This is a genomic window from Bacillus sp. FSL W8-0223 (assembly GCF_038006805.1).
GTDB classification, from domain to species: Bacteria; Bacillota; Bacilli; order Bacillales; family DSM-4216; genus Bacillus_O; species Bacillus_O smithii.
The window spans coordinates 3606181-3618266 of the sequence record NZ_JBBOVX010000001.1; the positions used below are offsets into that span (position 1 = coordinate 3606181).

At 39.6% G+C, this 12086-nt stretch carries 12 protein-coding genes; 1 reads left to right on the top strand and 11 read right to left on the bottom strand.

The genetic code is table 11. The features are described from left to right. Nucleotide 1 precedes the first annotated feature (1 nt). Nucleotides 2–205 carry a DUF951 domain-containing protein gene (locus NST81_RS17235; RefSeq protein WP_003353436.1) on the bottom strand — a complete coding sequence of 68 codons (204 nt, stop codon included), beginning with the start codon at nucleotides 203–205 and terminating at the stop codon, nucleotides 2–4. A 14-nt stretch (nucleotides 206–219) separates the two neighbouring features. After that, nucleotides 220–1119, bottom strand: coding sequence for a mechanosensitive ion channel family protein (locus NST81_RS17240; RefSeq protein WP_048624330.1), 900 nt, complete (start codon nucleotides 1117–1119; stop codon nucleotides 220–222). Between the two features lie 180 nt (nucleotides 1120–1299). On the opposite strand from NST81_RS17240, the gene yyaC reads away from it, so the two are divergent. Then, a complete protein-coding gene (gene yyaC / locus NST81_RS17245; RefSeq protein ID WP_341030446.1) occupies nucleotides 1300–1914 on the top strand; it encodes a spore protease YyaC in 615 nt (204 codons plus the stop codon). A gap of 45 nt (nucleotides 1915–1959) precedes the next feature. Here the strand turns inward: yyaC and NST81_RS17250 are convergent, their stop codons facing one another. The 9 genes from NST81_RS17250 to rpmH form a co-directional block, all read right to left on the bottom strand. Continuing rightward, the gene (locus NST81_RS17250) at nucleotides 1960–2667 is read right to left on the bottom strand and encodes a DUF554 domain-containing protein (protein ID WP_341030449.1); all 708 of its coding nucleotides are present in this window, start codon (nucleotides 2665–2667) and stop codon (nucleotides 1960–1962) included. A gap of 141 nt (nucleotides 2668–2808) precedes the next feature. Continuing rightward, nucleotides 2809–3666, bottom strand: coding sequence for a ParB/RepB/Spo0J family partition protein (locus NST81_RS17255; RefSeq protein WP_341030451.1), 858 nt, complete (start codon nucleotides 3664–3666; stop codon nucleotides 2809–2811). Continuing rightward, nucleotides 3659–4420 carry a ParA family protein gene (locus NST81_RS17260; RefSeq protein WP_003353431.1) on the bottom strand — a complete coding sequence of 254 codons (762 nt, stop codon included), beginning with the start codon at nucleotides 4418–4420 and terminating at the stop codon, nucleotides 3659–3661. Before NST81_RS17260 ends, NST81_RS17255 begins: the two co-directional genes overlap by 8 nt. 282 nt (nucleotides 4421–4702) lie before the next feature. Then, complete coding sequence (noc, locus tag NST81_RS17265) at nucleotides 4703–5557, bottom strand: nucleoid occlusion protein (protein WP_048624334.1); 855 nt, start codon at nucleotides 5555–5557, stop codon at nucleotides 4703–4705. A gap of 195 nt (nucleotides 5558–5752) precedes the next feature. Next, the gene (gene rsmG / locus NST81_RS17270; RefSeq protein WP_048624335.1) at nucleotides 5753–6469 is read right to left on the bottom strand and encodes a 16S rRNA (guanine(527)-N(7))-methyltransferase RsmG; all 717 of its coding nucleotides are present in this window, start codon (nucleotides 6467–6469) and stop codon (nucleotides 5753–5755) included. Nucleotides 6470–6660: 191 nt separating this feature from the next. Continuing rightward, nucleotides 6661–8550 carry a tRNA uridine-5-carboxymethylaminomethyl(34) synthesis enzyme MnmG gene (mnmG, locus tag NST81_RS17275; protein WP_003353427.1) on the bottom strand — a complete coding sequence of 630 codons (1890 nt, stop codon included), beginning with the start codon at nucleotides 8548–8550 and terminating at the stop codon, nucleotides 6661–6663. A gap of 32 nt (nucleotides 8551–8582) precedes the next feature. Next, nucleotides 8583–9962 (bottom strand): tRNA uridine-5-carboxymethylaminomethyl(34) synthesis GTPase MnmE, encoded by a 1380-nt coding sequence (gene mnmE, locus NST81_RS17280; RefSeq protein ID WP_341030513.1) that lies wholly within the window; start codon nucleotides 9960–9962, stop codon nucleotides 8583–8585. A gap of 937 nt (nucleotides 9963–10899) precedes the next feature. Further along, complete coding sequence (rnpA, locus tag NST81_RS17285; RefSeq protein ID WP_048624337.1) at nucleotides 10900–11256, bottom strand: ribonuclease P protein component; 357 nt, start codon at nucleotides 11254–11256, stop codon at nucleotides 10900–10902. 97 nt (nucleotides 11257–11353) lie between these two features. Next, nucleotides 11354–11488, bottom strand: a complete 135-nt coding sequence (gene rpmH, locus NST81_RS17290) for a 50S ribosomal protein L34 (protein ID WP_003353423.1) — start codon at nucleotides 11486–11488, stop codon at nucleotides 11354–11356. Between the last annotated feature and the right edge of the window lie 598 nt (nucleotides 11489–12086).

Sequence of the window (12086 nt, forward strand, 5' to 3'; positions counted from 1 at the left end):
TCTAGTTTTCCTGATCAGCCGATTCCAATACCCTTTTCATTTTTTTCACAAACTCTTTTCTTGGAATCAACACACTATGACCGCAGCCCTGGCATTTTATACGGATGTCCATCCCCATTCGGATGATTTGCCAACGGTTCGTTCCACATGGATGCTGCTTTTTCATTTCTACAATATCATGCAGCTGAAAAGTTTTGGTGTCCATACACGATCACCCTCCTAACTCGTCTCCGTGTCTTTTCTTCCAATCATGTTTTCTTTTTCTTCACGCGAATACATGACAAGACGCGGAAATGGGATTTCGATGCCTTTTTCATCTAGACACAATTTTACTTCTTTTCTTATCATCCGGGCAATATACATATGGTTCATGGGAGTTGTTTCGGCAACAATTCTCAATACTACTTCCGTTGCCCCCATGTTTTGGATGCCAAGCAGCTGTGGTGGAGCAACTAACTCTTCGTATTTATCGGGAAGGGTCTTTAAGAGCTCTTCAATCGTTTGCTCCACTTCCTCAATATTTTCTTCATAAGCAACGGTAACGTCGACAATCGCTAAACTGTTGTGCAAAGAAAAGTTCGTCACTTCTGTTATACTGCCATTAGGCAAAATATGAAGCTCTCCTGTCCAGCTTTTGATTTTTGTCGTCCGCAGCCCGATTTCTTCCACATATCCTTCATATTTGCCAATACGGATATAGTCGCCTACTGAGAATTGATCCTCAAAAATAATGAAAAATCCCGTAATGACATCTTTAACTAAACTTTGCGCTCCAAAACCAACAGCCAGACCAACTACTCCAGCACCCGCGATCAAACCTTTTATATCAAATGTCATAATCGACAGTATATTAACAAAAGCGATAAAATACACCACATAGGTAAGAACATTTTCCAGCAGCCTTAATAAGGTGTTTTCCCTTCTTTCCGAAAAGTTTAAAGGAGATTTCGCACGCAATTTAAAGATATTACGGATCATCACTTTTCCGATTCGAATCACAATAGCTGCCAGCAATATCGTTACGGTGATTTTCAGCGCTCCTTCACCAATGGACAGCCATAAATCTTCATTGGTCAATCTTTCCCATAACCGCTCAATCAATCTATCCCAAGTTTTCAAGTCGGTCCCCCCTTTTGGTTATCATTTAACGAAAACATTGATCTATTTTCGAAACGAACATTCCTTTTTTATCCAGTAATGGATATTGCAGATAGATATTTTGGCAAGATTGTGCATTCCCACGTATAGAAAAATTGGTTTATCCGTATACTATAATACATCCGGAAGGGAGCGGTATAAATGAATATAAAAAATTGGTTGGACAAGAAAATAGAGCCTGTAAAAATTCACTATGAAGATGAAAACGCCGTCCAAATCATTTCAAAACAGCTTGTCTCACTTCTGCCTAAACAAAATCGGCCGATCGTATTCATATGTATCGGAACCGATCGGTCTACTGGCGATGCATTAGGGCCTTTAGTTGGGACATTGCTGGAAGAAAAACAGCTTTCTTCTTTTCATGTTTTGGGAACGTTGGACGATCCGGTTCATGCGGTAAATTTACAGGAAAAATTACATAAAGTACACAGCACTTTTGACAATCCGTTTATTATTGGAATCGACGCATGCCTGGGCCGCTTAAAAAGCATTGGATGTATCCAAATCGATCTAGGGCCCGTCAAACCTGGAGCGGGTGTTCAAAAAGATCTGCCCCCTGTAGGCGATGCCCATTTAACTGGCATCGTGAACGTCAGCGGATTCATGGAGTTTTTTGTTCTTCAAAATACCCGTTTAAATTTAGTGATGAAAATGGCCAAAATCATATCGCGAGGCATTTTAGAGGCGTCCTACCTTTATCCCGTCAAAAAATCTTTCTATCCATTAGAACTGAAAGAAAGGCAACAGCTCCCATAAAAATACTGACTGCCCACTTTACTATGATCATATCATTAGCAGTTATCAAACAAAATAGTAAAAAATGACAAGAATGGCCGTCACCACAAGGCTCGGCAAAAAATTGGCCACTTTGATTTTCGTTAACCCAAGAACGTTTAAGCCAATCGCAAAGATCATAATTCCTCCAACCGATGTCATATCGGTAATAAAGGAATCTATCATTTCTTTTGGGACGAAATGGTTAATTTGTGTGGCAAACAAAGCGATCAAACCTTCATATAGAAAAACAGGTATAGCCGAAAATAAAACTCCCATTCCGAGAGTGGAGCTTAAAATAAGCGCCGTAAATCCATCCAGAATGGACTTCGTAAACAGCACTTGATGATTTCCCCTTATACCGCTGTCTAAAGCACCAACAATGCCCATGGCGCCAATAACAAAAATGAGCGTAGCGGTCACAAATCCTTCAGAAATGCTCCCACTACGGTTTGAATGATTGCCTATTTTTCTTTCGATCCATATGCCTAACTGATTTAATTTGTCTTCCAACGCCATCCATTCTCCGATGACAACACCGACAACTAAACTGATCACAACGGCCAAAAAATTTTCGCTCTTCAATCCCATTTGCAGACCAAGCACTAATACAGCCAATCCGATCGCATGCATTACCGCATTTTTAATGCCTTCCGGTATATTGTGTAAAAATTTTCCTATAATCGAGCCGGCTAAAATGCTCAATCCATTAACCAACGAGCCCAAAAGCACCATACCAATTTCCTCCAATACTTCCGAAGTTGTTACAATCTTGAAGCGGCATTCATCTTGCATTTTCGATGATATCGATAAGAATTCATAGGAAATCTCAATTTAAAACAAAGCCCAAAAAATAAACCATCGTTGGATGGTTTTTTATCTTTCTTGCTGATTGAGCAGCTGAAGGATTCGATTTAAATCCTCTTTTGAGAAAAATTCAATCTCGATTTTTCCCTTTTCTTTATTTTTTCCTTGGCGAATCACCACATTGGTTCCCAGTCGATCTCGTAAAATGCTTTCTTGCTCTTTCAGAAAGACATCTTTTTCTTCTTTTTTCTTTTTTGTTTCACGTGAAACATTTTCATTTAATTGCTGAATTAATTTTTCAAGCTGACGGACATTGAGATGTTCTTTCAACACTTTTTCGACTAAATAAGGCAGCTTTTCTTTTTTCTTTAACCCCAGCAACGCTCTCCCATGTCCCATGGAAATTTTCCCGTCCGAAATATAAGTTTGAATTTCAGGTGGGAGTGAAAGAAGACGAAGATGATTGGCTATATGCGGACGGCTTTTTCCTAATCTATTCGCTAATTCTTCCTGAGTTAAACCAAGTTTATCCATTAGCATTTGATAGGCGGCTGCTTCTTCAATAGGTGTTAAATCCTCCCGCTGCAGGTTTTCAAGAACAGCCAGTTCCATCATTTGCTCATCTTTCATTTCTCGTACAATCACCGGGACTTTTTCCAATCCCGCTTCTTTTGCCGCTCGAAAACGTCTTTCCCCTGCAACAATCTCATATCCCTTTATACTCTTTCTGACAATCAACGGCTGCAGCACTCCATGTTCTGCTATGGATTGCTCTAATTCTTTAATTTTTTCTTTATGGAAAATTTTCCGTGGCTGATAAGGATTAGGGCGCAGTTCTTTTAATTTTACTTCTTTGATGACTTCTTCATTGGCCGGTTCCAAATTTTTAAATAGGGCGTCTATTCCTTTCCCGAGTCCCTTAGCCATTCATGGCCACCTCCTTGGCAAAATCTAAATAAACATCTGCTCCCCTTGATTTGGGATCATAAAGTATAATAGGCTTCCCATGGCTAGGCGCTTCACTCAGCCGGACATTGCGGGGAATGATCGTTCGATAGACTTTATCCTGAAAATATTTTTTGACTTCTTCAATGACTTGAATACCCAGATTCGTCCGAGCATCCAGCATGGTAAGAAGAACGCCGTCAATAGTAAGATCATGGTTTAAATGTTTTTGGACAAGACGAACGGTATTTAAAAGTTGGCTCAGCCCCTCGAGAGCATAATATTCGCATTGAACGGGAATAATTACGGAATCAGCTGCTGCCAATGCATTAATCGTTAACAAACCTAATGAAGGGGGACAATCTATAATAATGAAATCATATTCATGCTTGATTTTATCCAATGCGCTTTTCAATCGCACTTCCCGGGAAATAGTGGGGACGAGTTCAATCTCAGCACCTGCAAGATTGATCGTTGCCGGAACAACATACAAATTTTCAACAGCGGTCGGGTTCACTATTTTGGCTATATCAGCATCATCAACTAAAACATCATAAATGCATTGCTGAATTTCTCCCTTTTCAATACCGGCACCGCTCGTTGCATTTCCTTGAGGATCGATATCTACGAGCAGAACCTTTTTTCCTATGTAAGCAAGACAAGCGCCCAAATTGACGGATGTCGTTGTTTTCCCCACTCCTCCTTTTTGATTTGCAATTGCTATGACCTTGCCCACGGTTTTCACCTACCTTTTTGCTCTACCAATTATGTAATCTATTTTATCAAAGGCTGTGTTAAAGTACAGTGCAGATTTAACCACGATAGAATAAAGCGAAACTTACTTTTTATAAAAGATTCTTAAATCTAAATTATTTTTTTAAATCAAAATTTTTTGTTTATTTAAGAGGGAGAAAGATTAGGAGGAGACTGGTTGAATCGATGCAATGAAGACAAATGTGAAAAGTCCATGAAAAAGTGAGAAACATTTATGAAATTGAATGCTTCTCACTCACGTAATCTATGATTTTTTTTTCGGGATTCGAATGGTAATTTGATAAAACTCTCCTAAATCTTTTTCTTCTGAATCCAGCTTGATTCCACTTTTTGCAACCATGGTAAGGGACTGTCTGATCGTATTAACCGCAATTCTCATATCTTTGCTGATTGCTTTTTTTCTCGGTTTCGGTTTTGCCGGTGTTTTGTCTAACATTTTGGCAACTCGTTCTTCGGTTTGTTTGACATTCAAATTTTTCTCGATAATTTCATTCAACAGCTGAATTTGTTTTTCAGGATCTTTGAGAGGAATGAGCGCCCTCGCATGTCTTTCTGTAATGTTTTTTTTCAATAAAGACTCTTGGATTTCTTGAGGCAGTTTTAGGAGACGAAGCTTATTGGCCACAGTGGATTGACCTTTTCCCAGCCTTTGAGCTAAAGCCTCTTGAGTTAAATTATGAAGCTCTAACAGCTTGCCGTAAGCCATTGCCTCTTCTATGGGTGAAAGCTCTTCCCTCTGTAAGTTTTCGATTAAGGCCACAGAAGCTGTTTCCGTATCATTTAAATTCTTTATAATAGCCGGTACCGTTTCCCATCCTAATTTCTGGACAGCCCGCCAACGTCTCTCGCCAGCAATGATTTCATATTTTCCTTGCTCAAATTCCCTGACAACAATCGGCTGAATAATCCCATGCGTATGAATTGTTCTGGATAATTCTATTATTTTTTCATCATCAAAAATCGTTCTCGGCTGAAAACGATTGGGGATAATTTGGGATATGGGGATGTGTTTTACTTCTTCTCTCTCACTCGTTATTTCTTGCGTTTCATCAACTTCTTTTTCACCCAAACCAAAAAAACGAGAGAAAGGATGCTTCATCGTCCTCCACCACCTTTAGGAAACTCCCTTATTACATATTCTTTATCTTGACGACAAGTTCCTGCAAAACCAATGGTCAATTCGTGTTTTTCAATAATCTTCTTTCGACATATTTTTATATATTTCCCGGAAAATATTTTGACGGTCCGGACTTTTCCCTCTCTATAATAACTTTTTTCTCCTTATTATGGAACGTTATTCCAACGGCATTTTATTAGGCACTCCAGGCTTGCGCGGATATTTTTTAGGCGTTTGTTTTACTTTTTCAATCCAGATAATATTTCTTTCGCTTTGTTCGTACGGCAACAGAAACGATCCAATTTCTTTGATTTTGCCTCCCAAAGTGGAGATGGCTTTTTCAGCCGCACGCAGTTCTTCTTGGGCATGGGCAGCTTTCATCGCCAAAAAGGCTCCATTTTCTTTCACAAGCGGCAAACACAGTTCGCTCAACACCGACATTCTGGCAACGGCTCTAGCCGTGACCACATCGTAATGCTCGCGATGCTCTTTCTTTTGTCCAAAACTTTCTGCGCGGTCATGGTAAAAGGACGTATTTTCCAATTTCAATGTTTTGGCTAATTCCTCCAAAAAGGTAATTCGTTTTTTCAAAGAATCGACAATGGTTATTTTTAACGATGGAAATACGATTTTTAAAGGAATGCTTGGAAAACCGGCCCCCGCTCCCACGTCACATACCGACCATTCTTTGCGAAAATCGTAATAAAAAGCAGCGGAAATCGAATCATAAAAATGTTTTAAATAGACTTCTTCCCGATCGGTTATGGCAGTCAAATTCATTCGCTCGTTCCAGTCCACAAGCATTTCGTAATAGCGTTCGAATTGCTCAAGCTGAAAAGAAGTCAATATAATTCCTTTTTCTTTAAGTTTTTCTTGAAATTGATCAATGTTCATGACTTCATCATTCCCTATTTTGATTCTCTCACTTATAGGCAGTCATCCCCCACTTGTTCAAATCGACAAAAAGTGGGGGACATTTTTTGAAAAAAACTATTTGCAGTGTCTTTTATGGAACCTTTCTCCCACATGCTAACGCATTCGTTCAGCTTGACGCTTCCGGGAAAATGATCCGATCCATATTCATTTTAATTAGCGATGCGTGCAATTTTTCCTTGTTCAATATAAACAAGCAAAATGGAAATATCCGCCGGATTGACGCCGGAAATACGTGACGCTTGAGCAATCGACAACGGCCGCACTTTTTTTAATTTTTGTCGAGCTTCTGTGGCAAGACCGTTGATGGCATCATAATCAATATCTTCCGGAATCTTTTTATTTTCCATTTTTTTTAACTTATCAACTTGCTGCAGCGATTTTTGAATATATCCTTCATATTTAATCTGAATTTCAACTTGTTCTTCGACTTCTGGGCTTAACTCTTTTTCGGCCGGAACGATTTTTTTGATATGGTCATATGTCATTTCCGGTCTTTTCAGCAAGTCTGAAGCTCGGATCCCATCCTTAAGCGGGCTTCCTCCTGCTTCTGAAATCAGCTGCTGTACCTCTTCATTCGGCTTGATGATAGTGGATTTCAGCCGCTTCATTTCATTTTCAATGTCTTGCTTTTTATTTAAAAAGGCTTGATAGCGTTCTTCTTTAATTAATCCAAGCTTGTAGCCAATTTCCGTTAAACGAAGATCGGCATTATCATGACGGAGTAGCAAGCGGTATTCAGCCCGCGATGTCAGCAAACGATACGGTTCGTTCGTTCCTTTTGTCACCAAGTCGTCGATAAGCACTCCAATATAAGCATCGGATCTGCTTAAAATCACTTCTTCTTTTCCAAGAACCCGACATGCTGCATTAATACCTGCCATAATCCCTTGTCCAGCTGCTTCTTCATAGCCGGATGTTCCATTAATTTGGCCTGCAGTATACAAATTCTTAATTTTTTTCGTTTCTAGAGTTGGCCACAGTTGTGTTGGCACGATCGCATCATATTCGATGGCATAGCCAGCACGCATTAATTGTGCTTTTTCAAGACCGGGGATAGTTTGCAAAATACGATGTTGCACATCTTCCGGCAGACTCGTAGACAAACCTTGAACATATACTTCCTCAGTATTTCGTCCTTCTGGTTCCAAGAAAATTTGATGACGTGGTTTGTCATGGAAACGAACGACTTTATCTTCAATGGACGGACAATAACGCGGTCCAGTCCCTTTAATCATACCGGAATACATTGGAGACCGGTCCAAGTTGGCATTAATGATTTTGTGTGTTTCCTCATTGGTATATGTCAGCCAGCAAGGGAGCTGGTCGGTGATAAATTTGGTCGTTTCATAACTGAAAGCTCTTGGTTCTTCATCGCCCGGTTGAATTTCCGTTTTGCTGTAATCGATAGTTTTGCTATTGACGCGCGGTGGTGTACCCGTTTTAAATCGAACAATGTCAAATCCAAGTTCTTTTAAATGCTCAGCAAGGCCTATCGAAGGTTGTTGATTATTCGGGCCGCTCGAATATTTCAAGTCTCCGATGATAATTTCCCCGCGCAAATAGGTTCCTGTCGTTAAAACGACTGTTTTTGAACGATACACCGCACCTGTTTTCGTTATAACCCCTTTACATTCATCATTTTCGACAATTAATTTTTCAACCATTCCTTGAACTAATGTTAAATTCGGTTCGTTTTCCAGCGTTTTTTTCATTTCCCGCTGATATAAAACTTTATCCGCTTGCGCTCTTAGCGCACGGACGGCCGGACCTTTACCTGTATTTAACATTCTCATTTGGATATAGGTTTTATCAATATTTTTTCCCATTTCCCCGCCCAATGCGTCAATTTCGCGGACAACAATTCCTTTTGCCGGACCGCCGATTGACGGGTTGCAAGGCATAAATGCGATCATATCCAAGTTGATGGTAATCATTAACGTCTTAGCACCCATTCTGGCAGCAGCCAGGCCTGCTTCGACTCCAGCATGTCCGGCACCGACGACAATGACATCATATTGGCCTGCTTCATATTGCTGCATCGTAATATTCCTCCTCTAAAAAGTACTGATCATTATTTTCCAAGACAGAATTGTGAAAACAGCTGATTGATTAAACTTTCATGGACGCTATCCCCAATGATTTCACCGAGCAATTCCCACGTTCTTGTTAAGTCGATTTGCACCATGTCGACCGGCATAGACGCTTCCACTCCTGCAATCGCATCATTGATCGCATTAAGCGCTTGGTTCAGCAAAGCGATATGGCGACTGTTGGATACATAAGTAGCGTCCTGCGATTCGATCGATCCCTCGAAAAATAGTGAAGCAATCGCCTCCTCCAATTCATCAATTCCTTGTTCTTCCAACAGAGATGTCGTTACGATCTTATGGTTGTTTGCCAGTTTCTGTACCCGTTCCATATCAATTTTTTGGGGAAGATCGGTTTTGTTGACGATGACAATGACGTCCATTCCTTTTGCCGCTTCAAACAATTTTTCATCTTCCGGCGTCAGCTCTTCTGAATAATTTAATACGAGTAGAATTAAATCTGCTTCTTTTAGTACTTGCCGCGACCGTTCTACCCCTATACGTTCGACGATATCTTCCGTTTCCCGGATCCCCGCTGTATCCACTAATCGAAGAGGCACGCCTCTTACATTTACATATTCCTCAATTACATCGCGCGTTGTTCCCGGAATATTGGTGACGATCGCTTTATTTTCATGAACAAGAGCATTCAACAGCGATGATTTTCCTACATTCGGCCGGCCAATAATAACCGTTGACAATCCTTCTCTTAAAATTTTTCCTTGCTGAGACGTCCGTAACAGTTTTTCAATTTCTTGTTTGACGTATAAAGATTTTTTCAAAAGCAGCTCGTGGGTCATTTCTTCCACGTCATCATATTCCGGATAGTCAATATTCACTTCCACGTGAGCGAGCACTTCTAAAATTTCCTGACGAAGTTTACGGATCAACTTGGAAAGGCGTCCTTCCATTTGATTAAGAGCGACATTCATCGCTTTATCGGTTTTGGCGCGGATTAAATCCATCACTGCTTCTGCCTGCGACAAGTCAATACGTCCATTTAAAAAGGCTCTTTTTGTAAATTCACCCGGTTCTGCCATCCGGGCTCCCGAATTTAGTACTAGCTGCAATACACGATTCACCGAAACAAGGCCTCCGTGGCAGTTAATTTCCACCACGTCTTCCCTTGTAAACGTTTTGGGAGCCCTCATGACCGATACCATTACTTCTTCGACAACATTTCCGGTTTGTGGATCATGCAGTTGTCCGTAATGGATCGTATGGGTAGGAACGTCCGCCAATTTTTTTCCATTGGGGCTGTGAAACACTCGATCAGCAATAGAAACAGCATCGGGGCCGCTTAAACGAACGATTGCGATCGCTCCCTCCCCAAGCGGTGTCGAAATAGCCGCAATCGTGTCGATATCCATATCGACTCACCTCTTTTCGTCTCAAACTTTTGATCTATATAAATAAATTGGATTAGTTTTAAATCCTCTAAATTATTAGGTTACCACATAAGGTATTTCAAAAAAAGAACCTTGCTTTTTGTCAAGGCTTGGCTCAGATCTCATTTTATGATTTTCTACCCATAAGTGTATCAAAAAATATCCACAGTATAAACGGATAATGGTATTATTTTAACTTATTCACATGTGAATAACAATAATCAAATCGACCTTCGAACAGGGGCATTATAAACATGTGAATATCTTCGGAAGAAAAGAAAGTTATCAAAGTAAAACGAAGAGAATTAAGTGAGCGGGAAAGAGAAAGGATTGAAATGAGGGATAAGGAGAAAACTTTCACAAAAAACGACACAAGCCTTCTAGCTTGTGTTTTTCGTTTATAGAAATCAACAAATTTATACTTAAAATTTTCCTATATTATACAGTTATGAACTTTTCTTGAAATTAGAGCTTCTTTTTCACGCTCCAAATATTAATTTCCACCCGATTTTTGGAGACGGAACGGTGAAAATTTTCTTTTATTTGAGAGAAATGACGACAAAGAGATGGCGTTCCGCTTATTCTGAATGAGTCATCATACAAGCGAAAATGGACGATCTCCCTTTAAATGATTTGATTCTATCAGCGAAATCCCTTTTTTCGCTTTCTGCAAAACTCCTTATTCAACGGCGTCCCGTTTCACTCTCAATCGTGCCAAAAACTGTTTGCACGGCTTCTTTAACGATTTGTCCGATCACCGTATGTTCTTTCATATTTTTCTTCCTGTACCTGACTGTATTCTCTATGCTGATTCCGCAAAAAAACGGACCTCTGTCTGAAAAATGAAAAGCACGAAAAAGTCAGCAATGCATACCTTTATCAATCAATGGATGTCTGCCATCCTACTTTAGGACTAACATTCACTTGAATTCTTGTTTAAAACCTTCGCTTTTTTTAAGACATGAAGCAAACTTTTTTTGGTTTCATGAAAATCCATTTCCGCCGTAGGCTTTCTCGCAATCACCACAAAGTCGAACCCAGGTTTAATATCCTCTTTCAAGTCAGTGAATGTTTGCCTTATGTATCGTTTAATCCGATTTCTAATGACCGCTTTCCCTACTTTTTTACTGACGGATAACCCGATCCGAAAGGGCACCTTCTGCTCTTTTGGAAAATAGTACAAAACAAACTGACGGTTCGCCACTGAATTTCCGCCTTTAAACACCCTTTGAAATTCTTTATTTTTCTTAATTCGAAAAGCCTTTTTCATTTTTCTCAGCCCACCTATTTGCTTCTTTACTGCGCTTTTTCGTAAGCTGTTCCGTCTAGCCTAAATGTGAAAAAAGACCACTGAGGTTTTCAGTGGCCTATGCAGACAATACTTTTCTTCCTTTGCTACGACGGCGAGCCAACACTTTTCGTCCGTTTTTCGTACTCATGCGTTTGCGAAAACCATGAACTTTGCTTCTTCTCCGTTTATTTGGTTGATAAGTTCTTTTCATTTTGATAACACCTCCCTGAGGATCGGTTAGTCAACAATAATAGACAGTCTAATTCATTATAAAGATGTCGCAGCTTCATTGTCAACTCGTTTCCCAAAATCTTTGAAACACCCGCCGACGATTTCTATCAGTTTTCAAATTTGAAAATGAAAAAAATGCTCCTTAACATTTTATCCAAAAAGACATCTTCATTACTTTGTGGATATCTTTCGACAGATTTTTTCTTATCCACATAGGATACTAACATGTTTTTAACACATCCCCTGCTTGTGGAAAACTTTTTTGAACATATTTTCGATATTGTGGATAAATAGAGAAAGTCGTTGCAACTGCTTATATTATTTGCTATTATTAATGTGTTTTCACTCTGGATAGCTTTTCGGAATATATACACTTATCCACAATTGTGAATAACCTGTGGAAAAATTATTCCACAGGCTTGCAAAAAAATTATCCACATATTGCGGATTTTGTCGAAAAGCTATTTTTATCTTTATTATATAGTTATCCACTATGCATGGTATGCATATTTATAAATTTTATTTTGAAACCTACTATGAAAATATGAAAGTTGATCATGCCCTAAGGAGGGGACGGC

Excerpts from the sequence above, each read along its gene's own strand:
- NST81_RS17235 (WP_003353436.1), bottom strand. The coding sequence starts at position 205 with ATGGACACCAAAACTTTTCAGCTGCATGATATTGTAGAAATGAAAAAG.
- yyaC (WP_341030446.1), top strand. The coding sequence starts at position 1,300 with ATGAATATAAAAAATTGGTTGGACAAGAAAATAGAGCCTGTAAAAATT.
- NST81_RS17250 (WP_341030449.1), bottom strand. The coding sequence starts at position 2,667 with ATGGTGCTTTTGGGCTCGTTGGTTAATGGATTGAGCATTTTAGCCGGC.
- NST81_RS17255 (WP_341030451.1), bottom strand. The coding sequence starts at position 3,666 with ATGGCTAAGGGACTCGGGAAAGGAATAGACGCCCTATTTAAAAATTTG.
- noc (WP_048624334.1), bottom strand. The coding sequence starts at position 5,557 with ATGAAGCATCCTTTCTCTCGTTTTTTTGGTTTGGGTGAAAAAGAAGTT.
- rsmG (WP_048624335.1), bottom strand. The coding sequence starts at position 6,469 with ATGAACATTGATCAATTTCAAGAAAAACTTAAAGAAAAAGGAATTATA.
- mnmG (WP_003353427.1), bottom strand. The coding sequence starts at position 8,550 with ATGCAGCAATATGAAGCAGGCCAATATGATGTCATTGTCGTCGGTGCC.
- rnpA (WP_048624337.1), bottom strand. The coding sequence starts at position 11,256 with ATGAAAAAGGCTTTTCGAATTAAGAAAAATAAAGAATTTCAAAGGGTG.
- rpmH (WP_003353423.1), bottom strand. The coding sequence starts at position 11,488 with ATGAAAAGAACTTATCAACCAAATAAACGGAGAAGAAGCAAAGTTCAT.